Here is a 24,108-nt window from a genome sequence, read left to right on the forward strand (position 1 = left end):
CTTTATTTGATGTGGATTAGATAAATGATAATCTAAAATACATGCCCCTGATTAATATTGATTATAAAGATACTTCAATTTCTTCAAAAAGAGGATAATTGTAATATATTCTAGGCATATGGCCTTAAAAATTCTACAGGGAATTACTATGAATTCAAAAAATTATTACAGCCGGGTACGGAATATTCTTATAATTATTCTATTCCTCAATCTAGGGGTATCCTTGACTAAACTGGGTTATGGTTGGTATACTAATTCTTTGAGTATAGTTTCAGACGGTTTCCATTCCTTATTTGATGGTATTTCCAATGTGATTGGAATTGTAGGGATTATAATCGCCTCTCGACCACCAGACAGTGAACATCCCTATGGACATGTTAAATTCGAGACTTTAGCCTCCCTGGGAATAGCCATAATATTATTTTTCACCTGCTTTGAAATTTTTAAATCAGCAGTGGAGAGATTATTTGATCCCACAGTACCGGAAATTAGCATGGTTAGTTTCATAATTATCGGGATTACTATTTGCATAAACATAGTTATTTCCTGGTTTGAAAACCGGGAAGGTAAACGTTTAGGTAGCAGTATTTTAGTTGCAGATTCATTACATACTAGAAGTGATGTATATGGTTCAGTTGCAGTTATACTGGGTTTTATTGCCATTAAAATGGGATTTGTTATTGCTGATTCAATAGTGGCTATTTTAATTGCATTATTAATAGCACGGACAGGAATAAGCATAATAAAAAGTAGTTCTGATGTTCTCCTGGATAAAGCCCCCCTGGAGTCTAAAGATATAAAAAAAATTGTTAATGCATTAGAAGAAGTTAAAGATTGTCATAAAATAAGGACCAGGGGCCCAAAATCAAGTATTTATGTGGATTTGCACATTGAACTGGAAGGTTGTCTTTCCCTGGATGAGGCGCATGATATTTCCCATAAAGTAGAAGAAACACTTAAAAATTCCATTGAAGGAGTAAAGGATGTTACAGTTCATGTGGATCCCTGTAATGAATAGCGATTATTCAAAACTCCTTCTTGGGAGTTTTAAATTTAATTTTAAGGAATATTTAAATAGATTTTACAAAAATAAATTTATTTTAGAATAAAATAGTTTTAGATCCTTAAACTTAAAATCTATAAAAAATTGATTAAAAAAAACAATATTTTTAAGGGGCTAACTGCATCTGGATTATACATTAACCTTATCCAATTTACCATTTAAATTACTGCAGTATACTTCCATGGGTAAATTGAATACTTCTTTTTTCATTTCAGCACTTTCCTTGCAGCAGGGGGGAACCACTAACCAGAAACGTCTTCCATTATTAAAACTGAATCTTCTCCATTTTAATAAATTATCAGAATGGATGGTTTTACAGGTTTCCACTTCTATTATTATTTCTTTCAGGTTTTTGAAAGCATGAATATCGGGAGTATAACCTTTAACTGTTCTGGGAGTGCCATTGGGATGATGGATATGGTTAGCCCTAACCATGAATCCTTTACCTTCTAATTGGGTTACCACAGATCTTATTAATTCGTCATGTATTTTATCTGCAGATCCAGAATTTTCAAAGATTTTTTTTCTCATTTTTCTCCCTTTCTATTTTTTTTTTATAATATGCTCATGCAGTTTTACTGCAAAATTCTTCTGAACATTGTCTATACTTAAGGAGTTAATACTATAAATAGTTATAGGTTTTACTGAAATGTCTGTAAATATGCTCAATTAATTTTGAATATAGTGAAAAATATCTTATTTCTTAATCCTTTTGAACATTGTTTAATTTCGATGGTTCGATGTTACAAATAATTGGTTGTTTGACTTACATGTTTGTGGATATGGATATTCATTTAGCGATTTAATTGGAAATATTTATATATGATTTTGAAAATATCATAGTATGGTGATTGTATGGATTTATTAGATGAAGAAACCTTGAAGATGCGCTACATCGCCCTGGTGAAAAAAGGACTAATTGAAACTGATGAATGTACCTCTTATATTCAAAAAATGGATATGAAGCCCTGCATGAAAAGTGAAGTGGAAAAGTATCAAGATTTTTTTGTACCGGGAACGGTACTGTTAAGTGAAAAAGCCTCTTATAGATTACGGGTTGAATATCCTATGGAATAAATTATTAAACTTATTTTAAATTAATTTTATATTATTTATATGATAACTATTTTCCCGGCTTGAGTAATAGAGTACTTTTCAAACATCTGGGCCTGTTTAACCAGCCCCAAGTCCAGGAGGCCGGCCAGGTGTTTATAAACCATGGCCCGGGAAATACCCACTTTTTTTCCAATAGAAATGGCTGTAAGATTTTCTTTTTCTAAGGTTTCTAAAATTCTTAAACGAGTATCAGAAATATCCATCTTTAAAGCAGGTAAACGAATGGATTCATTATTTAAACAGACATAAACACCATCGACTCCTTCTTTATTGGCAATAAATCCCAGTAGAGATCCTAAAGGACCCCCGTCATAACCTACATAGACTTCGCCATGTTTTTTGGCCCCTCTTATAACCCTGGTTATTTTTTGGCAGACTTCCAGTGGATCTTCTGGTTCAATTCTTACTGAACCTCCTTTGATAAATTTATCCAGACAAGAATTATCTGATGGATCAGTATGAATACAAATAAGCCCGTCAATTTGAGTTTTCATAGATACCTCAAATAAACACTTTCCTTTTAAATTGCTAATTAGAGTTTTCATGTTTCTCCCCTCCACACTTTAATTAATTATAGAATATCTCCTTATAATTCATTTATCAAAAAGCAGCTTTTTTTTTACTGTAATATTTTTAGTCTCACTATAATATAGACTTGTCTATTTTTAAAACTTGAAAAAGGTAAAGTTTAAGTTACTTTTTAACTTACATCATATTAATAGACAGGGGGATTAGAAAAATGCCTGTAAACGAAGTAATGATTTCTGGTGATGATCTTTCAACTCGCACCATAAATAAAGAAATAAAAAATGGTTTAAAACAAAATCAAACCACATTTTTGATTGAAAACTCGCAAAAATTAGACTCCATTGTAGTTGGTATTCGAGAAGAATCACATATAAAACTTAAAGGAGATTTTGGAGACTTTATTGGCGCCTTAAATGATGGGGCCAAAATAGAGATTCAGGGAAACACAGGACGCTATGTAGGCAATAATATGACTGCTGGTGAAATTATTGTGCAGGGATCCACTGATGACGGGGTGGGCTTTGGGACGTATAATGGAACCATTGTGGTGCATGGTAATGCAGGAGACGCGGTGGGACAACTCAATAAAGGCGGATTAATAATTATAGATGGGGATATTGGAAAGCTGGCTGGACTTTACATGCTCAGTGGTGATATAATTATAACAGGTAATGCTGGAGAAGATACCGGTGACTGGATGATTGGGGGAACTATTTATGTAGGTGGAGACCTCCAAACAGGAACCAATGCTAAGATAACCACCCTGGATAAAACAGATAAAGAGAAACTTTCTGCCATATTCCAGAGCTATGGTATTTCAGCGGATGTAGAAAAATTCCAAAAAATTCAACATAAGGATTCCCGGCCTTTTTATGGGTAAGGTGATTATAAATGGTTCAAATATTATTAACTGATCCGGAAAATTGTGATGGATGTAATGACTGTATCGAGGCCTGTGCCAAAGTAAATAAGGAAAGTGCTTTATTTTTACACAAAATGAATAAAGGATACCAGGCAGTGGTATGCCAACAATGTGTGGATCCGGCCTGTGCCCGGGGATGCTTCCGGGATGCCATTGAACGGGAAAATGGTGTGGTAAAAATAAACCAGGATTCATGCTCTGGATGCAAATTGTGCATGTTAATGTGTCCTATTGGCAGCATAACATACACCGAAGGAGGGATGCTTAAATGTGACCAGCAATGTATCTCTGCTCCAGGAGAAATACCTCACTGTGTATCTGCCTGTGAAAGCGGATGTTTAGAAGCGGTAGATGTTAAAGAATTCGCCACAGGAATGCAGAAAGGCTTTGAATTAAAAAATAGTAATTCTTCACATTCCCTTAATCCTGCATCTCCTTCCAGTGATCTGTCAGCGGCTACTCAAGGGTTGTGTGTGTTTTGCGGTACTTGTAGCATAGTATGTCCCACTGATGCCATAGAAATTGTGGATAATAACCCGGTAATTGATAAAAACCGTTGTATCATGTGCGGGTCCTGCTTAGCAGCATGTCCAGTGTTAATTCCAAGTGGTGCAGGTAGTATATGGGACCCACGGACTATTGCGGTTATCAGGTATACTTCCAAGGCAGGTAAATATGCACTGCGTGGTTTTGGAACTGAAAGGCGGCTACCCAGCTTTGATGATATAATTATTTTACCGGCCCAGGCATCAATAGCTCCCGTTGACAAATATAGGGAAGCATGCAACACCCAGGTAGTACTGGGAGGTAGATTTGCAGAAGAACCGCTGGTTTTACAAACCCCGGTGCTTATTGCGGGAATGTCATTTGGTGCTTTAAGTAAAGAAAGTAAATTGGCCATGGCCAAAGGTACTGCTCTGGTGGGTTCCTGTGCTAATACCGGTGAAGGAGGTATGCTTCCGGAAGAGCGAGAAATGGCTGACAAGTTAATGGTACAGTATTCCTCAGGAAGATTCGGGGTTTCTGCTGATTACTTAAATGTGGCCGATGCCATTGAAGTTAAAATAGGCCAGGGTGCCAAACCAGGGATGGGAGGACACCTCCTGGCAGAAAAAGTAAGCCCGGAAGTGGCTAAAATAAGAGGAATACCTCTGGGTACTGATGCACTGAGCCCGGCCCGTTTCCTGGATGCAACCCGGGAGGGAGATCTGGCCAAACACATAGAACTCTTGAGGGAAGTAACAGACTGGAAAATTCCTATAGTGGTTAAATTGGGCCCAGGAAGGGTGGACGAAGATGTTAAAATAGCTGCAGAAGCAGGGGCAGATATCATCTCTGTGGATGGTATGGAAGGTGGAACTGGAGCTGCTCCAGAAGTGGTTATTGAACACACCGGAGTACCCACTCTGGCCTCTCTGGTACAGGCCGTTAATGGTTTAGAAGAAATTGGATTAAAGGATGAAGTGGATCTCATCATCACCGGGGGTATCAGGAGCGGAGCTGATGTGGCCAAAGCCATGGCCATGGGAGCGGATGCAGCCTATATTGGTACCGGGGCCATGATTGCTCTGGGATGTCGGGCCTGTAGAATGTGTTACACCGGAAAATGTCCAGTAGGAGTAGCCACTCAGGATCCCGCCCTAAGAGAAAGAATGGATCTGGAACTATCGGCCATGAGAGTGGCTAATTATATCAAATCCATGACAGAAGAAACCAAGATGCTGGCCCAACTGGCAGGGCATGATGATATTCGAAAATTCTCAGTAAATGACCTGAGAGCACTGGATACCAACATAGCGGCAATAACCGGTTTGAGGTTGATAGGACAGTAAAAAGTCCTGTTAATCTTTTTTATAATTTTAGTATTTTATACTTTTTTTTTACATATTCCTGGCCTTTAAAGTCGAGATGATATTTATGGAACCATATTTTTTTATATTACATTTCATTCTCCCCAAAAATTTAATTAAATAATTTTCCAATATAATTAATGGGGTGAATTATGTTTGAAAGCAAAAATCAGATATTGGGTATTTTAGGGATTATTTTAGGAATAATAGTTATTTCTTTTCCAGTATTCAGTGAACTGGCCGGCAGTATTTTAGCTGGTCTGGGCCTAATATTTTTAGGTATATGGTTAATGGCCTTGAGTTTTGATAATTGGGGTTATAACAATTTAGGTAGCCTGGCTGCTTTAGTAATTAGTTTAGTATGTATCCTGCTGGGGATAGGCTTTATAGGAAACATAATCCTTTTTGAAATGTTACTGGACGGTGCATTCTACCTGGTGGGTATCTTATTAATATTTAGTGGTATATTCCAGTTAATTAATCCCGGAGATACTTTTGATAAGATAGTGGGCTTAATAGGAGTTGTTACGGGAGTATTATATCTATTCATGGCATATATTGCCTTTGATCCTGAGTTTATGGCTCTGGTATTAGGGCTGTGGTTACTGGTGGCTGGTTTTATGCAGTTTTTAAGTAGTAATGAAAAGGCACAAACAGGATAATATTCCCGGGGTTTAGTTTATAAGGAGAAATCATCATGTCCCGATTTTATAAACTCATTATATTTTTAATGGTATCCATCATGATCATACTTTCTGCTTCAGAAAACTTCACAGTCTCCCAGGAAGTTAATAACACCTCTTCCAATGACTCTGATAATATTTCTTTTAATTTAAGCAGTCAGATTAATGAAACCATTAATAGTACTACCTATAAGCATTCCAGTTGGGGTATTCTAGTTCAGGATCAGGAAACTGGAGAAATCATTTATGATAAAAACTCACAGGATTTATTTGTCCCGGGCTCCACCACCAAACTATTCATTACTGCAGCTGTACTGGATAATTTTGGATCTGATTATAGATTCAAAACCCCTGTGTATTATAATGGTGAAATAGATTCAGAAGGAGTATTAAATGGAGATTTAATACTTGTTGCCAGTGGTGATATGACCATGGGGGGAAGAAATACTCCTGATGGAAAAATGGCTTTTAAACATATTGATCATTCCTATGCCAATACTCTGGGGAATGCTAATTTAACCAGCACCGACCCCTTAACCGGGATAAATGATCTGGCCCGGCAGGTTAAATCATCCGGGATAAATGAGATTCAGGGTAATGTGATTATAGATGATAGGCTTTTTGAAAAAACCATGGCCCCTACCGGAGAATACTTAATCACTCCTATAATGATTAATGACAATCTTATAGACCTGGAAATAGTTCCGGGGAAGAATGGAGAAAATGCAACCATCAACTGGAGGCCCAAAAGCAGTATTTATACTCTATCCTCCCGGGTAGAGACCATTACCTCAGGGGAGAATAACATAACTGTAAATTTCGATGGAGAAACTATTCAGGTGGAGGGCCAGATACTGGAAAATTCCCCTCCTATAATCCGGACCATAACTGTAGAAGACCCTTCCTCATGGGCCCGTACTCTTTTTATGGAGGCCTTGAAAAGAGAAGGAGTCCAGATAAATGCATCTAAGGGAGGTAAAAACCCACAAGAATTGCTCAATAACACAACCTATGCTGAAAACCAGCAGGTAGCCTCATTTACTTCCTTACCCTTATCTGAGAATATAAAGGTTATTTTAAAGCTTTCACATAATATACAGGCAGATACTCTGGTTTTACTCCTGGCAGCTAACAATGGTCAGAAAACTTTCTCAGAAGGCATGCAACTTGAAGGAAACTTTCTGGAAAATTCAGGGATTGAAAGAAACTCTCTGGCACTATCAGATGGTAGGGGAGGTTCAGAATCAGATAGAATAAGTCCTCTAGCCATGAACCAGCTTTTAAATCTGGTGCAGGATAAAACCTATTTCTCAGCTTACTATGAATCCTTGCCGGTGATGGGGTATGATGGTACCTTGGAGGGAGTGGTATCTAATAATAGTTCTATATATGGTAATGTATATGCCAAAACTGGAACTGCTATTGCTGAAGATAAATTAAACAACCGGGGGATACTTCTAAGTCAATCAATGGCCGGATACATGGTCACTAAAAGTGGTAGAAAATTGATTTTCTCCATATTCATTAATAATGTGCCCCTGGAAAAGGAAGGGGATAACCTGCTTATTGAGGAGGACATATTCCAGATTTTAGAGAAAATTTATGAGATAGTATAATTAAATAGTTAACATCCCTGAAATTTCAAATTCCCATAAAAATAAAGGCAAAGGAGAATGTAAATGAGCAAAAAGATTGATGAGGATAAAGCATTTGAAGCAGAATTAAAAGGTAAAATGGGCTGGAAATGTGCCTGTTCTCTGGATATTGTGGATAAAAAATCCAGTCTCATAGAACGCAGATGCAGTAAATGTGGCAAGGTTTTCAAATCTAACCGGGATAGTGATCTTTGTTTTTCCTGTGAATCCGGTCGCAAATGATATAATTCAACTATATTAATAAATTAACATTATATTATAGCCATATCAACTATTTCATAAAGATTTAATTATGGTAGCTAACTTAAAGTGTATTTTAGGTAATTAAATCAGGAGATCATAAAATGTTAGTGTATATTATTATTGGAATAATCATAATAGTGTTTTTAGCGGTGCTGGTGGGTTTATACAACAGCCTGGTGAACTTAAGAAACCGGGTTAAAAACTCCTGGGCACAAATTGATGTTCAGTTAAAAAGAAGGGCGGATTTAATACCCAACCTGGTGGAAACGGTTAAGGGTTATGCCAGTCATGAAAGAGGCGTATTTGAAAATGTAACCAAAGCCCGGTCCAGTTTATTAAATGCTGAAACTGTAAAAGAGAATCAGGAAGCTAATAATCAGTTAACTGGTGCTTTAAAGACTCTTTTTGCCGTGGCAGAAAATTATCCAGATTTGAAGGCCAGTCAAAATTTCCAGGATTTGCAGATGCAGCTTTCACAAACTGAAGATAAAATTGCCTATTCCCGTCAATTTTACAATGACACCGTACTGATGTACAACAATAAGTGCCAGATGTTCCCCAGTAACATTATTGCCCGCTTATTCAACTTCACAGAATCAGAATTCTTTGAAACAGCAGAAGCAGAGCGATCTGTACCAAAAGTAGAATTCTAATAAGGAGGATGATTAATTGGATAAAAAAAAATTAATCTCCTTATTTTTTTTGAGCTTATTCATGGTTTCTTTTATACCCGGAATAGTATTTGCCCAGGATGATGATAGAAGTTACTCCATTCCTAAAGCCAATATAGATCTTTTTATACAGGATAATGGGAATTTAAGGGTTAGAGAATCGCTTTTTTATTCATTTGATGGTACTTACCGGGGTGTTTTCCGGGAAATTCCACTTAAAACCAATGAAAGTATAGAAAATCTTAATATAATAACCCGGGGAGCATATTCTTCCTACGAAGTAAGCCAAAGAGGAAATTTACAGATTATAACTATTTTTCTTTATTCTGATCCTCAAAAAACCACTCCTATTACCAGCAGGGATGTGGAAGTCATTATTGAATATGATTTTATAAATGTTGTCACCATCTATAATGACGTGGCCGAACTCCAGTATAAGATGTGGGGAGATGAATGGGAGGTGGATGTGGGAGAGGTAAATACCAGAATCCATTTCCCATCTCAGGAAGGTGTTAAGTACTGGTTAAATCCTCCTTACTTTACTAAGAGTTCTCTCTGGCAGGGAAATATTTTAAATGTGACCAGTACTTCTATTTCTCCAGGTAACTTCTTTGAAGTAAGGGCAGCTATTCCCTTAAACCAATTCAATAATCCTGTATTTGCCCGAAGAGTAGACATGGACGGCCTTCTGGAAATGGAACGTATCCAGCAGGAATACGAAGATGAATTAAATTTTTATACCATGCTATATTCTATTTTGTCCGTTTTAATGCTTTTAAGCATAGTTTTGCCTGTTTTAATCTACTTTAAATATGGTCGTGAACCCAAAATTGATTACCAGGCAGAATATGAACGTGAACTACCAAGTAGTGATCCACCGGCGGTGGTTAATGCTATATCTGGAAGTGGTTTTGGGAAAAGTGTGGGAGACCCAAATATGGATGGTTTCCGGGCCACCATAATGGATCTCATTGACCGGAATTATTTAAAACTGGGGGATATTCCTTCCAATTTAGATGAAGATAAAAAAGGAGAATCCATCTACCTGGAAGTAAATCCCAATAAAGATTTAAGTAAACTCCATTTCTTTGAAAAAGATGTAATCAGTTTCTTAAGTACTTTTGAAAAAGAAGGAGTTATCCCGCTGGATAAAATAAAAAAGGATTTAAAAAATCAAAAAGTGGCCAAGGCTTTCAAAAAATCATATGACTTATGGAGGGATGACTTAAAAAGCCAGTTTTTAGATGATAAAACGGTTAAAAAATTCTTTATAAGTAAAGGAAACACCTACCTGAAAATTTATGGGGGATTAGCCATAGTGGTGGCCTTTATTGTATTCATATTCACCTTAATGGATCCCTTACCTGCAGCAATATTTGCTCTTGGGGCTTCTGTGGTGCTGGGAGTAGTGGCCATCATTTCCCTGGTGATGCCTCAAAAAGTGGGAGGTCGCTGGACCCCTTATGGTATGGAATATGATGCAAAATGGCAGAACTTTAAAAAATTTATTCAGGATTTCTCCTTAATTAAGGACTATCCTCCTGGATCGGTGGTAGTATGGAACCACTATCTGGTTTATGCCACAGCACTGGGAGTTGCAGATAAGGTTAGAAAAACCATGGAAATGAGCTTACCGGCAGATGAACTATCACGTAGTGACATTTACCTCTTCCACTACTACGGAGGTTATGTGATACTATCTTCCAGTCTGGACACCGGAATGTCCACTGCCACTGGCGGCAATGGAGGCGGCGGTGGCGTAGGAGGAGTCGGTGGCGGCTCTGGTGGAGGTGGAGGTGGAGCATTCTAAGCTAAACTTCCATTTTCTTTTCTTTTTAAAATCTTAAAAATAATCTTTTTTTTGTGGTGATATTAATGGTTGAAAATAAAAATCAGGGCTTTATTCCAGCATTAACCAGTTTAATAATAGTTTCTCTTATTCTGGTAAGTGTGGTTTCCTTTGTAATCTACCAGGTAAGACTGATTGGCCCGGTACTGATACTTTTGGGTCTTTTGCCTTTAATACCCCTGAAACTTTCAGGTAGAACCATTAAATCTGCCGGAGCAGACATTGTTTTTGGGGCTATTGATACCGGGATTCTGGGGGTGGCCGCTCTAATTGGGGCCAGTTTTGCTGGTGTATTAGGAGCTATTGTTGGTGGTGCAGTAGGGGACTCTATCACGGACGGGTTTGCTGGTTTGGTAGAAGGTAAAATTGCATCAACATTAAGAAAACACGGCATTGAAGAAGCCCGAACACCACTAAGTTCTTCCATGGGTAAAATGAGTGGCTGTTTAATAGGAGTGGGTATAACCCTGACCATAGCCTGGACCATACTCAATATAAGTATTTAATTAATCTTCAACATATTTCAAAAAAGCATTAATCAAAGTGTAAACACATTTAAGGATTAAATCTACTAAAAGCGTAATATGTGCTAAGATATGGATTAATCTGCCTCTTCAAGTTTTATCTGGCCCTGGGAAATTAATGAAAATATTAGGACTTAATAAAAATTATCTTAGATAATTTATGTTTATATCTGGATTTGCAGCAATTCCTGGTTTTGCCAATAATTCAACAAATCTAAATCCTTTTTCAGGATGAAATAAATTAGCAGATGCGCAACTTTTTAAAACCCAAGCAGTATCAAGACCCATTTCAGTACCTGCACAGGCCAAAACCATTTCATTTTCAGGTATAATCCCTGCATCTGTAACCATTAATACGGATTCCATAGCCACTAAAGTGCCCGGGGATATCAATTCTAGAGTCTTTGCCATAATATCTAAAGAAGTTGGTCTTTCTAAATGTAACCTCATGGAAAAACTGGGTCCAAAAAGGGGAATGGTTCCTCTTACAATATCCACATTCAAATCCTTTAATCTAATCTGGTTTTCATCAGTTACATTCATAGGAACTCTTTTAAGTCCCTGTTCTACCCATTCATCACGAGCAGCTTTTAATTCAGGGATTTGAGAAAATAGATCTGCATCCATCTTTTCAACTTCCCAATACATGCCCTGAGGGCAAGTAACACATATTATTTTTTTATCAGGAATAGCTTTTGCTATTTTAACTGCACTATCGCCTCTAACAGAAGCCACCACAATGTAGGGGGATAGTGAAGCTGAATTTTTTAAGATATCAATTATTTTATCGGTATTAACTGGCCCTGGTCTTTCAAATACTATCATTAAAATCACCGGATTTAATTTAAACATCAAATCTAAAAAAGATGAAAATAGTTCCATTAGCTTATCAATTTCATATTTTTAAATAGGTTTTACTAGAATATCCTGTTTTAAAAACTATCTAAAATTTCCCATATTTATATGGAGTCTAATGGTTATTTATCTTTAGCTAATTTCATAACTGGAATCTGCACATTTTTAAATAATATGGTAGTTTATCTAAAGTAAAGGAGGATTATTAATGAAAAAAGTTTCATCCCAAATATTTTTAGGTATCATAATAATTGTAGTGGGAATATTCTTACTACTCCGGAGCACAGGAATTATAGACATGGGCAATATATTCCGGTTTTTACCTTCCATATTTATTTTAATTGGAATTTATTCCCTTATTAAAAGCAGATTTAGAAATATAACTGAACCTTTATTACTTATTACCATATTTACGGTTATCCAGCTGTGGATACTAAATATAATTACTCTGGGCAATATTCTATCCTGGTGGCCACTAATATTAATTATTATTGGAGTGGGCATAATACTAAGTAGATTACGTGGACCCTTAAAAGAAGAGGATATTCAGGAAAAGCTGGATATTTTCACCTTTTTTGGTGAAGTAAAAAGGAATATTAAATCCAATAATTTTCAGGGAGGAGATATAACTGCAGTATTTGGGGAAATAAACCTGGATTTAAGAGATGCTGCCCTATCTGAAACTCCCCGTATTAATGTGGTATCTCTTTTTGCAGAAGTAAATATTAAAGTTCCTGCAGAATGGAATGTTAATTTAGATACCCAACAAATCTTAGCCGATGTGCAGGATAAAAGAAAAGAGTCACCGGTAAAAGAGGAGCTAATAATAGGTGGTCTGGCCATCTTAAGTGAAGTTAATATCCGCAATTAAAATATATTTTTATTTCTCCCCTTTTATTTTTTTAAATTAATCAGGTCTGGTATTTACATTCTGTTCCATTTACAAAGTTATCCCTGGTTTTACTATAGAGAATCCAGGCTAGAATATAGGTACCTGAATTCAGGGCTATATAGGCCAGGAGGTATCTGTCAAATATGGCGGTGAAGTTGATTAAAAGATGCAATCCCACGGCTATTAGATAGAAGAAAAATGGTCTTTTTTTGGCAATACCATATGCCACAATAGCGGTGCTGCTGGCGTGAAAGAGTATTCCTGGAAGTCTAATGTAAAAGGGAACACCCAATCCAAACACATAAACAAAAAATTCAGCAATACCAAATCCCAGCCCTACTAAAAACCCTAACTTAACTATGGACTTTTCAGTCTCTCCATGGCGATAAAAAAGAGGATAGGCCTTGGCAAATTCTTCAATTATCGGGGCGAATATCACCACTGATAAAATTTGGGCATAGAAAAAGGGCAACACCGAGGTCAGTGTAGTGGTAAAAGTTCCAAAAAATAAGGTCAGGGGAACACTTACTATTATCCCGGAAATAAAAAAGAATAATTTTTCTTTTAAATCTGGTTTATGAGGTTCTATAATTAAACAATCAGGTTTATCATCCATTTTATTAATTCTCCTTACTTAAAACATAACCTGCTAATCAAAATTTATATAGGCAAAAGAGAATAATTGTAATAATTAATTTTTGATTTTAATTACGGTAAAAAATATCACAGGCTATAGTTTATTTTCCAGGGGATATATAACTTTTTTGAATTATAGGGGGATATAAAATAGATTATATTATATCATTTAGTTATTTTAGAGGGAAATGATTTTTTTAACACCCTAAAAAAATTTAAACTTTTTAAAAACAAATCATATTTTTTAAAAAACAGACTAAATCATCAGTCCCCTATATACCAGTTCCTTGAAATTAGCATATTTCATCAAATTATTAAATCTTAACCACAATTTAGAATTATAAAAGATAAATTTCAATATTAATTACGATACATATAATTATCTAATTCAGGTGGGGGTTTATGAATAAAAAGATAATTCTAATAATTTTTGCAATAATCCTGGGAAGTGTTGCTATTTTAGCTTATCAATCATGGTATTTTAATAATGATACAACTAGTAGAATAATACTGGGCAATCAGAATCTCCCTGAACCTGTTTTAGAGGGAAATCTCTCTTTAGAAGAAACCATAAATAATAGGCGTTCAGTTAGAAATTTCACAAGGGAAAGCCTGATCTTAAGTGATGTTTCCCAGGTACTATGGGCTGCTCAGGGTATAACTGATCTTGAAAATAACTTAAGAGCAGCACCTTCAGCCGGGGCAACTTACCCTCTGGAGCTGTATATTCTGGTTGGGGAAAATGGAGTGGATGGACTGGAGGCAGGTTTATATCACTACCTCCCCTTGAGTCATTCTCTGGAAAAACTGGTGGAAGGGGATCTTCGACAAAAATTATATGAATCCTGCAATAATCAGGAAGCAGTTCTAAATGCACCGGTGAGTATTATTATAACCGGTCTGGTACAAAGAACCCAGGATAGATATCTTGATCCAGATATAAGTAGTAAATATATGCATATGGAAGCAGGACATGCTGGTCAAAATATTTACCTGCAATCAACTGCACTGGGACTGGGAACAGTTTCTATAGGGGCCATCAACCAGGTCCTGATGAGAGATTTACTTAAATCCGGGCAGGATGAGGAAGCATTATATGTTTTCCCTATAGGATACTCCTTAACTTAAAAAATAAAATAATATTAAATTTCACCTTCTTTAAAAGTGATTTTAAATTCGGTGCCATTGGTGGAGTTAAGTTCGATTTTACCATCTATTTGATCAGTGAAACTATTAACTAATTGTAGACCCAATGAATCGGTATTTTTAAAATCCAAATCCTCAGGAAAACCGATTCCATCATCTTTTAATATAAATTCATAATTATCATCTTTTTTATGGAAATCAATATTAATTTCTCCTTTTTTACCTTCGGAGAAGGCGTGTTTTAAACTGTTAGTTATCAGTTCATTGATAATTAAACCCAGGGGGATGGCGGTGTTGATATCCAAAAAAATATCATCCACATTAAGGTTTAACTTCAAAACGTGAGGATTGGAAACATAGCTATGGAATAGTTCGGTGGAGAGCGACCTGATATAATCTCTAAAATCAATTTTTTTAAGATCAGTAGACCTGTACAACCTTTCATGGATAATGGCCATGGAACGTGCCCGGTTCTTACTCTCAATAAAAATATCATGGGATTCTTTATCCTTAATGTACCTGGCCTGAATATTCAATAAACTGGATATCACCATTAAATTATTCTTAACCCGGTGATGTATCTCCTTTAAGAGCATTTCCTTTTCTTTTAAATCTTTTTTAATTCTTATCCGGGATTCTTTCATCTGAGTAATATCCCGCACAGATTCAATAGCCCCAATGAAGTTACCTTTACTATCATAGAGGGGCACGGCAGCAGCCCAAACAGTTCTAATATCCCCTTTTAGGGATACATCAGTTTCTATGGATAATCTTCGACCTTTCCTTTTAACATCCGGATAATATTTTAGAATTTCATCATCAGGTGCAGTTACCAGATCAATTAACATAGGTCGACGCATACCATAAAAGGGCAGGGCATATTCATGGTTTTCTTTTCCCAGGATTTCTTCTGACCACACCCTGGTCATCTCCTCCATAGCCCTGTTCCAGGAAATAACCCGACCATCACTATCAATAGTAAAGGTGGCATCAGGAAGAAAATCAATAATATTTGATAAAAGTCTATCTGACTCACTCAAAGCATCTTCGGCTTTTTTAAGATCAGTTATATCCTGATTCACACCCCTGGTACCAATAATTTGCCCATTTTCATCAGCTATAACCTGTGTGCGCACGATTATGGATCTTCTCTCCCCATCATCCCAGATTATACTGTGTTTTAGTATACTGGAATAATAGGGGTCATCGGTTTCCAAAACTTTGGCAACTTCCATTCCCACTACAACACGTTCCTCAGGAGGAATGAAGCGTTTAGAATACTCCTGAGGGGACATGTGAATACTTCCCTCTTTTTGGTAACTGGTACCATAAAATGAGTAAAAGTCATCATCAAAGGTGAATTGATCCTTTTTAATGTCATATTCCCAGTAAACCAGTTTGGCCATTTCCATACTCCGCTTCAGATGTTTTTCTTTCCATTTAAACTTTTGTTTGGTAGATGATCTCTTACTGGTATTATTTTTTTCATCCGCCTGGAGAACTCTTTTCCCTGTCATGGTATAACCATAAAAAAATATATTTTTTCTGTTATTTATCTTTATAGGATTTAAGCAATATGGCTCTGTCAAAAACTTGGGGGTTAATTGTCGAAAACCTTTTTCTGATACTGAATTTCTTTTCTGATGTTTATTCGTGACATTACACCATTTTTAATCTTCATTAGCTTCTTAACACTTTTAGGAAAGGTTTTTTGAAAGATGTTTTCTATTTTGTTAGATGTTCGCTGGATATTTTTATCATCTAAGAACGCGAAGAAAGTTTTAAAGTAAGGACGCAACGAATTAATGATAATAAATTGAATAATCTTCGAATACTCTTTAATTTTAACTAAAACTTGGTTAAATTTATTTCTAGCATTTTTTAATGATCCAACTTGAAATAAATTGAATATTTCTTCTTTTTCTTCTTTTATTTTGTTTATTTCTTCTTTTGATACTTTATTTTGTTTAATATAGTTCTTTATGATTTTGTTAAAGTTTTTAAATGTGTGAAATAAACACCATTGGTGTTTAAACCCTAATTCTTCGATAATTGGTTTATATTTCTCATCTAAATCAGTGGTAATGGCAATTCTATTTTTATTTCGAGTATTTTGATCTAAAAACTCTTTGATGTTCTTAGAATTCTCTTTAGAGTATATTTTGTCTGCAACAATAATATCCTGTTTACTGTCGATTAAAGTGAATCGGTAATTCCATACACCTTTAATTTTAACCCACTCTACATCAAAAATGTAATATCCCGAATAACGATATTTAGAATCTTTTTTTTTATTTTTATATTCAAGGATCCAGTTTTCAATTGTTTGATGTGAAATATGGATTCCTGTGTCTTTTTTAACTTTATAAGCAACGTTACGCAATGATCCAAAGAATAAACCTACTAATTCAAGACATTTACTCTTAAAATCACGCGTGAAATTACTATTATTCTCAATAAGTTCTGATATATCTGTATTAAATTTTTTATTACATTTTTTGCATTTATATGCTTGAATTTCGGTTTTAATCTTTTTTTTATTATAAAATATGAGTTTTCTTCCTTTAACACCATTTTTGATCACGGATCTGGTGAAACATTCCGGACAAAAGGCTTCCAACATCTCAATATGAAAAATATCTTTTTTATGCCATGTTTTTAATGTTTTAGATACTTTATATTCTTTTTTGCAGGATTTTAGTTGATTTTCAACATATTTTGACAAACCTTCGCAAAAATAGGAAAGTTTATAACTTGGATCAAACAAATCAGTAATTGGAGCAAGTGTTTTTGTTTTTTGCATGCAAAATACTATGCTCCATTTATTATAAAAGTTTTTAGGTTTCTATTTTATAAAATAACGGGTTTTTAGAAGAATTTAAAAATTTTTTATCAAAAACATAAAATCAAAAACCCCCAAGTTTTTGACAGTGCCAGCAATATCCTGAATTAAAATGGTATAAGAGGCCTTATGCTCGGTTAAAGCAATTATCTTACAAAAAAATTAATTCTGGATTTAATTTCGTTTAACCTATAGTCTTTATAACTAATAGGATTTTATGGATAATTGAAAATTCTACTTGCAATAAAAAGAATAAATAATTAGGTTGACTTGAAAATATATTTTTTAAAAGATAGTTATGCTGTTGCAAATTGAGATTTAGTCTCAGTTAAATTAATATCATTACTAACTTGCCAATTCAAATCTTTAGGTATTAGTTTTTGATGAACAAAAACAGAAAATGATGCATCTAATCTTATTTTTTCCTTACCAATACATACCTGCATATTTATAGCAATAGGTTGCAAAAGGGAAGATTTATTAACCCGAAGCGTTTTTGATGCATTTAATAACTCTAAAGCAACAGGAACATCATTTTTATCAAAATCAAGTATAATATCATCATCTAAACGCAAAGATTTTTGGTATTCATAATCTTCAGTAATATATAACAACAAAGAATCAGCTGCATAATCATAATCCTGATCCATAGTAAATTGATTAGTCAGATCTTTACTTTTTATCAATTTTTTCACCTATCTTATTCTATAATTACTGTTACAATCTTTATAATTTTTTCGTTAATATTATACGGCATAAATATTATAACAATATTCTCATCCTTTTTATGGGGATGGTTTAATGCACTTCAAATTTAGGCACATTCGTATCTTCTTTATTTTTAATAATTTTTTTAAAAGGGTGTTCAATTAGTAAAGAATATATGTTTTCTTCTGAAAAAACTCTTAGCCTGGATCTTCTTCTTGCATGATTATCAATAAGGATTTTTTCTCTAGTTAAACCCGAAAACCACTCTTTCAAGTCTTTTTCTGATAACATTCTATTCTTAATTCATCCATCCCCCTTCAGTATAATAATCTTTAATTAAATTTTATTAATTCAACTTTAAGTAAGTATCTTATTATAAAGTTTAATAACTTTTGGTTTAACTTTGCTTTTTTGAAAATGGTTTTCAGATTTTTACTCTTTAATCCAATTTTTCTATTTACCTATATCTCATGTGGCTAAAATTACTAATTCATATGAATATTTTTCTTCGGTAAACCATTATATTACGAACACTGGGCAAGGAAAAATACAAAATATAATACAATAAGTATATATTAGTAATACACTAAGATAGTATTACTTTCAGGAGATTTTAGTATGAAATTTGATGTTGCCTCCCAGGACCGTATTGACTTATGGGTACTAAGAAAAGATCTAGAAAAATCAACTCTAAAGTCCTATCTTAATTGCTTGAGAAACTTTTGTGAATTAATTGGTAAAACACCGGATGAACTTATCTTAGAAGCAGATGCTGAAGAGGAAAAGGGTATTAAATTGAGGGATAGGAAAATTAATCTTTATTTTTTAAAATTTAAAAGAAAGCTGGAAAACGATGGAAAAGCCAATGGAACTATCAAATTAAATATCTATGCTTTAAAGTCGTTTTATAGCAGTTTGGATATACAGGTCCCTAATTTTAAAACTCCCCGAGGTGATATATCTCTGGAAAAAAACTATGGTAAACTGATATCACAGTTTGAACTTCAAACTCTAATAAATATTGCTGCTTCTCGTGAGAGAGCATTAATCTATATCATGGCCCTTTCAGGGATGGCCCAGGCAGAAGCCCGTAGATTAACCATAAGACAATTTATGGATGCAGTGGGGGAAGTTATAGATAAAGAAATTAATTCTATGGAAGAATTATTTGCAGAAGAAAAAAAATTGGAAGAACATATATTAACCATACACCTGGTACGTAAAAAGGTAAATTATCGCTATATCACATTTATTCCTCCGGAAGCAACCATGCAGGTAATTTCTTACCTTAAAGAGAGAATGTATGGTAGAAACCAAAATATAAGAATTAAAGATTATGAATCTCCCATATTTGTCAAAATAAACGGAGAACCTATTGATAGGGATTGCATAGTAACTAATTTTAGAAGGGTTGGTTTAGAAGCAGGTTTTAAAAAGAAAAAAGGTGCTTATAGTTTCTGGAGGGCACATGGTCTGCGTAAATATTTCATATCTACTATTATGAATAAGATGGGGGATAAGGTCCTGGCCGATTTTTTGGCAGGTCATAAGATCTCTGATGTGGACCGGGCTTACTGGTACATGGATCCTGAGGATTTGAAGAAAAGATACATAAAGGCCTTAAAGTACCTTTCAATCGATGGTACCAAAGTCCTATCTGACGATATCAAAAAATTAAAGTATTTACAAAAAGTTCAAGATAAAATGAAACAAGATATGATAAAAACACAGAAACTATTCGAAGTGCTGAAAGAAAATCCTGAATTAATGGAAATTATTAATCAAGTTGAAAAATAATAGCAGAAAATAGATTCTAACAACTAAGAATTATATCAATAGACCCTCTAATCTCATTAGCAGAGCTAATGAATAACATAACGTAAAACATGACGATATTTTATCTGTTCTTAAACCATCAGGCCCATTACTAAGAATATTTTATTATTTCTTCATACTTTATTCTTTTAATCTATTTTTTTTTTAGTTCTATGATTTCCTCCCGTGCTAATTGCAGTAATTCAAATAATAAATCCCTTTGTCTTACAGCTTGTTCTGCTATCCTTCCAGCTTGCACTGCTAATCTCTGGCATTTGTAATAATTTTCCTTTAATTCCTCGATTGATACAGATTTTCCCTCTCCTTGTTTCTCCAGTTGTCTAAAATATTCCATAAGTTCTTTATCATCCATATCTGCTATTGATTTTATGTTATCATCCTCCTTTTTTAACCATAATTTCATTTATATAAATATCATGGTTTACCTCTTTATCACACCCGAAATTATAATCCCTTAAAAAACTCCAATAATACCCCTTCTTCTGACAACCATAACAATAATACCCCTTTTCATGGACCATAAAAGAAGGATTCTTATCATCATGTTCGGGAAAGGGGCAGTGGTACATTACATATTTCTTATCAGGGTACTCTCTTTCTGGCCTGCCCAGAATTGATCTGAAAAAGGCCCGGTGGTCTATCCACTGGCTTGATTTTTTATTCTTCCAGGCAAAAACAGGCCTTTTATTCAAGTTAGAATTATTTACCTGGGAATTATGTGATTCCACCAGATCTATTTTCTGCATATGCTTATTAAAATCAGAGCTATGATCTTCTCTTCGGAATTTTTTAACCCGGGGATCTAATGATTTGCGGATTATATCTTCATAGCTATCGTTGATGGTGAAGGGGACTACACTAAAACCAGTTAGTTGGTGTTTGCTGTAGGGTATTCTTGATAATCGGGCCATGGCATCTTTATTTACTGATAAATCCATGGTTTGGTACCCATAGCTATCTTTTATGTGCTCTGCAAACCAGGAAATGGCCAAGTTAATATTCTTGAAGCTGGATGCTCTAAAAAAGGTATAGGCATGACAACCTTTCCCACCACTGAAAAATAGGGCCGGGTAGCTACCAAAAGTTTCTTTAAACTTCACGGCAAAATCCTTTGCTTCGTCAATTGCCGGCTTGGCTATTTTCCCGACCTGGATCTTAAATCTCAGTTTTTCCATGAAGTCATGCTGCAGCTCTTTCTGGTACTCGGCTCCATGGGATCTTAAGGAACTTAGCTTTTCTTTTAGTTTTCGGGCCTCAGGGTGGCTCACATCAAAGTCGAAAAAGGCCCGGTCCAACACCATATTCTCTGGATTTTTTGCCTTTAAATTGGATAGCCCTCCATGGTCATAGACATGGATAAAGCAGGGGTGGTAGCCGTTATTTACATTTACATAAAAATGAATATTTTTTGGGGATTTTAGGGTATACTGGATCCTGAAGTGCTTATGGTTAAACTCAGATGGCCTTCTAAAGTGCCGGTAGAAAGAATCACCATAAAATGACCGGTAAAAAGATTGGAGACCCCTCATCTTCTCCCACCCCTGGAAAAAATAATATCATCCAATCTTTTCAATTCATAGGATACCTTATCTGAAATTCTAATATCCTCGGCTGAGGTCGCATGGATATATCCTTCAGCTATAAGGCTCTCCACAATTAGTTCCGTCTGGGCCGGGACGATATCACCCATGCTTTTTTTAAGGGTGTTTATCAATATTTCCAGGGTAAATCCATTTCCTGGCTTATCATATTCATCTCCAACTTTTAAGAGGTGGATTAAAACAAATCTTTTAAATCCAGGTAGTAAGAGTGTCCATTTTAGTCTCGGGGCTGGATTTTTGCGCAAAATCCTATTATTTGACAGATTATCAAATAAAGTCTTCTGGGGTGTCATGCGAGCCACCCCTTTTTATCCATGTCCTCCAGGGCCAGGATAATCTCTTCTTTAGAAAAATCAGATCGGAGCTCTTCTACCAGGGACCTTGTGGTGAATTTCCTTAAACTGGCCAGTTCACTGATTATGGCCTTTTCAACCAGGGTCAGGTTCCGGTAATCAATTTCTGCACTAAAATTTTGTTCCACTATTTTATCCATTTCTGGATTACTCTTTTTACTCTTTATCAATAGAGAGTCTTTTTGATCCTGTTTTTTGGTTTCAGTGGTCTTATTTTTGCAAAGTTCAAATTCCTCAGAGGATATAGAGGTGGGTTTGTACACCACTTTGTTGTGCACCCGGGGGTCGTATTCAGGTAGGTATAATATTTCGCCTATCTGGTGGGAGGAATTTGGAATTTGTGTTTTTATAAATTTTTCTTCCCTTTCTTTTATATTAAGCCAATCTATATTTCTAATAGATAAAAGGAGGCTTTTATATTCCCTGGCCCCGGTTTTTATGTACACATTGACTTTCCCTTTTATGCCTTCCGCAATTTTGGTATCATGATCATGGTAGATGTAGCCGTTATCCTCAAAAAATTTCAGTATCCGATAGGCATACTTGTTGGATTTTTTCAATTTTTTTTGCAGGGACTTGGTGGTCACATACCCATTATCCTCAATGAGTTGGTAGGTAACAGGTAGTGCCTCTAGTAACCGTTTATCAAATCCAGTTAGTGTTGCTTCCAGGATAGGGCCGCCCAGTATTATGGAATGGGCCAGGTCTATCCAGGAGGCCACTAATACTGGTTTTTCATTTAATTTGGCTCGGCAGCGCTGGTACTGAAAAAGCAAAGCACTCTCTTTTATAAGCTGCATCAACTTCTTGGAGTCCCTCCGGGCCCGGGGATTGTTGGTAGGGAAAATATCCAACAACTCTGACTCAAAAGGTATCAGCACTATGTACTCTTTTAGTAACTGGAAAGCGTCCTTCAGGTTTTTATATTTGTAATCAAAATTCATCTCACCCTTTATTTCCTGGAGAGTTTTTTCTGTGGTTTTAAAATTCTCTTCCAGGATCCTCTTAGTCTGCTCCTCACTATCATCCACAGGTATGATGAAATTTCTACTGGCAAATTCAGGATCCAACTCTATAGCGGTGGTGGTGGTAACCAGGGTCTTAACCGGTATAACAGTCTTTTGAACTTCAAACTGGCCTGTTTTAGGGTTTTTAATGGTGGTCTCTGCAACAAATCCCCCGTCATCAGCTGACATTAACCGGGTCTGTTTGTTGTTGAACTCTTCTTCCAGGGTCTCCTGGATGTATATGATGTCCACCTGGTCCAGGTCATCAGCATACTTAAGGGCCGTATCAGAGAGACTACCCACCTTTTTAATCCTGTGCAGGCCAGTTACCACATTGGCCGTATTGGTCTTACCAATGGAAGATTCCCCTTTAAGGGTATTGATAGTTGAAAGCCCCAAACGGGCCCCGATACAGTTAAAATTTAAAGTATGCTTGGATTCCACCTCCCCAATAATAAAACCCTTATTGGGGGGCCTCTCATACAATGCTTCATCAATATAGCTCAACAGATCGGGCCGGCTTAATATCTCAATTAGCTCATTTCTTCTTTCTTCTGAAAGTTCTTCTTTTGATCCTGGATCTTTTTGTGCATCTTCCTCCGGATTTTCCAGGGCAAAATCAGTTTCATTATTAAGTAAACCCCTGTTATTTTCTATGAATATTCCTGCTTCATTTAAGAATTCTCTTATTTTTTCCCGGGGGATGCCGGTGTGGTTATTTAAATATTTTACCAGGGCCTTGTCACGGTTTTTACTTTCAATATCTGGACTGCTTCTGCTGGAGACTTTTCTATGGAATTTTAGTGGTTTATGGCCGTCTATCTCAACCCACTGAAGTAGGTAGGACTTTCCGGATATTTCAATGCTTAAATAGTATTCCAGGCCATTAATATCCATGAAAAATAAACTGCACCCTCCAGGGAGTAATTTTACTACCTTTTTCCTAAATTCCGGTATTTTAGTTTCTAATTTTTCTGGTAGCACCGCCATTAAATTATTACTTTCCAATAAGTTTTTATTCTCCAATGGCCAATCATTAGATAAGGCTGGTCTCCCCAACCCCTTCTCTATTTTTTCTTCAGTCATCTAATCCCTCTATTATCATTCTGGGCCAATGTTCTCCCTCCT

The 24,108-nt window shown here is 35.6% G+C and carries 25 protein-coding genes; 13 read left to right on the forward strand and 12 right to left on the reverse strand.

What is annotated here, in order from left to right; all coding sequences use genetic code 11:
- The first annotated feature begins 148 nt into the window (after nt 1–148).
- On the forward strand, nt 149–1,018 hold the full coding sequence (locus tag HYG87_RS10575; protein WP_211533124.1) for a cation diffusion facilitator family transporter: 870 nt from the start codon (nt 149–151) through the stop codon (nt 1,016–1,018).
- A 174-nt stretch (nt 1,019–1,192) separates the two neighbouring features.
- On the opposite strand, the gene HYG87_RS10580 is transcribed toward HYG87_RS10575, so the two are convergent.
- A complete protein-coding gene (locus HYG87_RS10580) occupies nt 1,193–1,594 on the reverse strand; it encodes a hypothetical protein (RefSeq protein WP_211533125.1) in 402 nt (133 codons plus the stop codon).
- 324 nt (nt 1,595–1,918) lie between these two features.
- Here HYG87_RS10580 and HYG87_RS10585 point away from each other — a divergent pair, with 324 nt between their 5' ends.
- Entirely contained in the window at nt 1,919–2,140 is a 222-nt protein-coding gene (locus HYG87_RS10585) for a hypothetical protein (protein ID WP_211533126.1), read from the forward strand.
- A gap of 35 nt (nt 2,141–2,175) precedes the next feature.
- On the opposite strand, the gene HYG87_RS10590 is transcribed toward HYG87_RS10585, so the two are convergent.
- Entirely contained in the window at nt 2,176–2,724 is a 549-nt protein-coding gene (locus HYG87_RS10590; protein ID WP_211533127.1) for an ArsR family transcriptional regulator, read from the reverse strand.
- Between the two features lie 194 nt (nt 2,725–2,918).
- Between HYG87_RS10590 and HYG87_RS10595 the strand changes: the two genes are divergently transcribed.
- The 8 genes from HYG87_RS10595 to HYG87_RS10630 all read left to right on the forward strand — a co-directional run bounded on the left by HYG87_RS10595 (nt 2,919) and on the right by HYG87_RS10630 (nt 11,086).
- Nucleotides 2,919–3,587 carry a GltB/FmdC/FwdC-like GXGXG domain-containing protein gene (locus HYG87_RS10595; protein ID WP_211533128.1) on the forward strand — a complete coding sequence of 223 codons (669 nt, stop codon included), beginning with the start codon at nt 2,919–2,921 and terminating at the stop codon, nt 3,585–3,587.
- Nucleotides 3,588–3,598: 11 nt separating this feature from the next.
- Nucleotides 3,599–5,461: a glutamate synthase-related protein gene (locus HYG87_RS10600; protein WP_211533129.1), complete on the forward strand. Its 1,863-nt coding sequence runs from the start codon at nt 3,599–3,601 to the stop codon at nt 5,459–5,461.
- A gap of 170 nt (nt 5,462–5,631) precedes the next feature.
- Nucleotides 5,632–6,141: a DUF308 domain-containing protein gene (locus HYG87_RS10605; RefSeq protein ID WP_211533130.1), complete on the forward strand. Its 510-nt coding sequence runs from the start codon at nt 5,632–5,634 to the stop codon at nt 6,139–6,141.
- A 35-nt stretch (nt 6,142–6,176) separates the two neighbouring features.
- On the forward strand, nt 6,177–7,778 hold the full coding sequence (dacB, locus tag HYG87_RS10610; protein ID WP_211533131.1) for a D-alanyl-D-alanine carboxypeptidase/D-alanyl-D-alanine endopeptidase: 1,602 nt from the start codon (nt 6,177–6,179) through the stop codon (nt 7,776–7,778).
- 63 nt (nt 7,779–7,841) lie between these two features.
- Nucleotides 7,842–8,039, forward strand: coding sequence for a hypothetical protein (locus HYG87_RS10615; RefSeq protein WP_211533132.1), 198 nt, complete (start codon nt 7,842–7,844; stop codon nt 8,037–8,039).
- A gap of 122 nt (nt 8,040–8,161) precedes the next feature.
- Nucleotides 8,162–8,713, forward strand: a complete 552-nt coding sequence (locus HYG87_RS10620; protein WP_211533133.1) for a LemA family protein — start codon at nt 8,162–8,164, stop codon at nt 8,711–8,713.
- Nucleotides 8,714–8,729: 16 nt separating this feature from the next.
- A complete protein-coding gene (locus tag HYG87_RS10625; RefSeq protein ID WP_211533134.1) occupies nt 8,730–10,541 on the forward strand; it encodes a DUF2207 domain-containing protein in 1,812 nt (603 codons plus the stop codon).
- Nucleotides 10,542–10,606: 65 nt separating this feature from the next.
- Nucleotides 10,607–11,086, forward strand: coding sequence for a hypothetical protein (locus HYG87_RS10630; protein ID WP_211533135.1), 480 nt, complete (start codon nt 10,607–10,609; stop codon nt 11,084–11,086).
- 162 nt (nt 11,087–11,248) lie between these two features.
- Here the strand turns inward: HYG87_RS10630 and HYG87_RS10635 are convergent, their stop codons facing one another.
- Nucleotides 11,249–11,929 carry a pyruvate kinase alpha/beta domain-containing protein gene (locus HYG87_RS10635; RefSeq protein WP_211533136.1) on the reverse strand — a complete coding sequence of 227 codons (681 nt, stop codon included), beginning with the start codon at nt 11,927–11,929 and terminating at the stop codon, nt 11,249–11,251.
- 238 nt (nt 11,930–12,167) lie between these two features.
- Here HYG87_RS10635 and HYG87_RS10640 point away from each other — a divergent pair, with 238 nt between their 5' ends.
- Entirely contained in the window at nt 12,168–12,830 is a 663-nt protein-coding gene (locus HYG87_RS10640; RefSeq protein ID WP_211533137.1) for a LiaF transmembrane domain-containing protein, read from the forward strand.
- A 40-nt stretch (nt 12,831–12,870) separates the two neighbouring features.
- Here the strand turns inward: HYG87_RS10640 and HYG87_RS10645 are convergent, their stop codons facing one another.
- Nucleotides 12,871–13,467, reverse strand: a complete 597-nt coding sequence (locus HYG87_RS10645; protein WP_211533138.1) for a PrsW family glutamic-type intramembrane protease — start codon at nt 13,465–13,467, stop codon at nt 12,871–12,873.
- Between the two features lie 422 nt (nt 13,468–13,889).
- On the opposite strand from HYG87_RS10645, the gene HYG87_RS10650 reads away from it, so the two are divergent.
- Nucleotides 13,890–14,615 carry a SagB/ThcOx family dehydrogenase gene (locus HYG87_RS10650; protein WP_211533139.1) on the forward strand — a complete coding sequence of 242 codons (726 nt, stop codon included), beginning with the start codon at nt 13,890–13,892 and terminating at the stop codon, nt 14,613–14,615.
- 14 nt (nt 14,616–14,629) lie between these two features.
- Here HYG87_RS10650 and HYG87_RS10655 read toward each other — a convergent pair whose 3' ends face one another.
- The 4 genes from HYG87_RS10655 to HYG87_RS10670 form a co-directional block, all read right to left on the reverse strand.
- On the reverse strand, nt 14,630–16,150 hold the full coding sequence (locus HYG87_RS10655; RefSeq protein ID WP_211533140.1) for a sensor histidine kinase: 1,521 nt from the start codon (nt 16,148–16,150) through the stop codon (nt 14,630–14,632).
- Nucleotides 16,151–16,233: 83 nt separating this feature from the next.
- Entirely contained in the window at nt 16,234–17,436 is a 1,203-nt protein-coding gene (locus HYG87_RS10660; protein WP_211533141.1) for a hypothetical protein, read from the reverse strand.
- 335 nt (nt 17,437–17,771) lie between these two features.
- Nucleotides 17,772–18,161, reverse strand: coding sequence for a DUF2283 domain-containing protein (locus HYG87_RS10665; RefSeq protein WP_211533142.1), 390 nt, complete (start codon nt 18,159–18,161; stop codon nt 17,772–17,774).
- Between the two features lie 112 nt (nt 18,162–18,273).
- Nucleotides 18,274–18,474, reverse strand: a complete 201-nt coding sequence (locus HYG87_RS10670; RefSeq protein ID WP_211533143.1) for a hypothetical protein — start codon at nt 18,472–18,474, stop codon at nt 18,274–18,276.
- Between the two features lie 327 nt (nt 18,475–18,801).
- Here HYG87_RS10670 and HYG87_RS10675 point away from each other — a divergent pair, with 327 nt between their 5' ends.
- Nucleotides 18,802–19,980 carry a tyrosine-type recombinase/integrase gene (locus HYG87_RS10675; RefSeq protein WP_211533144.1) on the forward strand — a complete coding sequence of 393 codons (1,179 nt, stop codon included), beginning with the start codon at nt 18,802–18,804 and terminating at the stop codon, nt 19,978–19,980.
- 172 nt (nt 19,981–20,152) lie between these two features.
- Here the strand turns inward: HYG87_RS10675 and HYG87_RS10680 are convergent, their stop codons facing one another.
- Genes HYG87_RS10680 through HYG87_RS10695 form a run of 4 tightly spaced genes read right to left on the reverse strand, consistent with a single transcriptional unit; the run spans nt 20,153 to nt 24,066 of the window.
- The gene (locus tag HYG87_RS10680; protein WP_211533145.1) at nt 20,153–20,422 is read right to left on the reverse strand and encodes a hypothetical protein; all 270 of its coding nucleotides are present in this window, start codon (nt 20,420–20,422) and stop codon (nt 20,153–20,155) included.
- Nucleotides 20,394–21,548 carry a CHC2 zinc finger domain-containing protein gene (locus tag HYG87_RS10685; protein ID WP_211533146.1) on the reverse strand — a complete coding sequence of 385 codons (1,155 nt, stop codon included), beginning with the start codon at nt 21,546–21,548 and terminating at the stop codon, nt 20,394–20,396. Before HYG87_RS10685 ends, HYG87_RS10680 begins: the two co-directional genes overlap by 29 nt.
- On the reverse strand, nt 21,545–21,913 hold the full coding sequence (locus HYG87_RS10690; protein ID WP_211533147.1) for a hypothetical protein: 369 nt from the start codon (nt 21,911–21,913) through the stop codon (nt 21,545–21,547). The genes HYG87_RS10685 and HYG87_RS10690 overlap by 4 nt, the downstream gene beginning before the upstream one ends.
- Nucleotides 21,910–24,066: a hypothetical protein gene (locus HYG87_RS10695; RefSeq protein ID WP_211533148.1), complete on the reverse strand. Its 2,157-nt coding sequence runs from the start codon at nt 24,064–24,066 to the stop codon at nt 21,910–21,912. The genes HYG87_RS10690 and HYG87_RS10695 overlap by 4 nt, the downstream gene beginning before the upstream one ends.
- Nucleotides 24,067–24,108: the final 42 nt, after the last annotated feature.

The sequence above is a fragment of the Methanobacterium alkalithermotolerans genome (assembly GCF_018141185.1).
In the GTDB taxonomy this organism is placed as follows: domain Archaea; phylum Methanobacteriota; class Methanobacteria; order Methanobacteriales; family Methanobacteriaceae; genus Methanobacterium_F; species Methanobacterium_F alkalithermotolerans.

Bases quoted from the DNA above. Each gene is read 5' to 3' on its own strand.
- HYG87_RS10600 (WP_211533129.1), top strand. From the start codon at position 3,599: ATGGTTCAAATATTATTAACTGATCCGGAAAATTGTGATGGATGTAAT.
- HYG87_RS10575 (WP_211533124.1), top strand. From the start codon at position 149: ATGAATTCAAAAAATTATTACAGCCGGGTACGGAATATTCTTATAATT.
- HYG87_RS10585 (WP_211533126.1), top strand. From the start codon at position 1,919: ATGGATTTATTAGATGAAGAAACCTTGAAGATGCGCTACATCGCCCTG.
- HYG87_RS10685 (WP_211533146.1), bottom strand. From the start codon at position 21,548: ATGAGGGGTCTCCAATCTTTTTACCGGTCATTTTATGGTGATTCTTTC.
- HYG87_RS10645 (WP_211533138.1), bottom strand. From the start codon at position 13,467: ATGGATGATAAACCTGATTGTTTAATTATAGAACCTCATAAACCAGAT.
- HYG87_RS10695 (WP_211533148.1), bottom strand. From the start codon at position 24,066: ATGACTGAAGAAAAAATAGAGAAGGGGTTGGGGAGACCAGCCTTATCT.
- HYG87_RS10630 (WP_211533135.1), top strand. From the start codon at position 10,607: ATGGTTGAAAATAAAAATCAGGGCTTTATTCCAGCATTAACCAGTTTA.
- HYG87_RS10640 (WP_211533137.1), top strand. From the start codon at position 12,168: ATGAAAAAAGTTTCATCCCAAATATTTTTAGGTATCATAATAATTGTA.
- HYG87_RS10580 (WP_211533125.1), bottom strand. From the start codon at position 1,594: ATGAGAAAAAAAATCTTTGAAAATTCTGGATCTGCAGATAAAATACAT.
- HYG87_RS10670 (WP_211533143.1), bottom strand. From the start codon at position 18,474: ATGTTATCAGAAAAAGACTTGAAAGAGTGGTTTTCGGGTTTAACTAGA.
- HYG87_RS10620 (WP_211533133.1), top strand. From the start codon at position 8,162: ATGTTAGTGTATATTATTATTGGAATAATCATAATAGTGTTTTTAGCG.
- HYG87_RS10675 (WP_211533144.1), top strand. From the start codon at position 18,802: ATGAAATTTGATGTTGCCTCCCAGGACCGTATTGACTTATGGGTACTA.
- HYG87_RS10635 (WP_211533136.1), bottom strand. From the start codon at position 11,929: ATGATAGTATTTGAAAGACCAGGGCCAGTTAATACCGATAAAATAATT.
- HYG87_RS10590 (WP_211533127.1), bottom strand. From the start codon at position 2,724: ATGAAAACTCTAATTAGCAATTTAAAAGGAAAGTGTTTATTTGAGGTA.
- HYG87_RS10660 (WP_211533141.1), bottom strand. From the start codon at position 17,436: ATGCAAAAAACAAAAACACTTGCTCCAATTACTGATTTGTTTGATCCA.
- HYG87_RS10595 (WP_211533128.1), top strand. From the start codon at position 2,919: ATGCCTGTAAACGAAGTAATGATTTCTGGTGATGATCTTTCAACTCGC.
- dacB (WP_211533131.1), top strand. From the start codon at position 6,177: ATGTCCCGATTTTATAAACTCATTATATTTTTAATGGTATCCATCATG.
- HYG87_RS10605 (WP_211533130.1), top strand. From the start codon at position 5,632: ATGTTTGAAAGCAAAAATCAGATATTGGGTATTTTAGGGATTATTTTA.
- HYG87_RS10680 (WP_211533145.1), bottom strand. From the start codon at position 20,422: ATGAAATTATGGTTAAAAAAGGAGGATGATAACATAAAATCAATAGCA.
- HYG87_RS10650 (WP_211533139.1), top strand. From the start codon at position 13,890: ATGAATAAAAAGATAATTCTAATAATTTTTGCAATAATCCTGGGAAGT.
- HYG87_RS10655 (WP_211533140.1), bottom strand. From the start codon at position 16,150: ATGACAGGGAAAAGAGTTCTCCAGGCGGATGAAAAAAATAATACCAGT.
- HYG87_RS10615 (WP_211533132.1), top strand. From the start codon at position 7,842: ATGAGCAAAAAGATTGATGAGGATAAAGCATTTGAAGCAGAATTAAAA.
- HYG87_RS10690 (WP_211533147.1), bottom strand. From the start codon at position 21,913: ATGACACCCCAGAAGACTTTATTTGATAATCTGTCAAATAATAGGATT.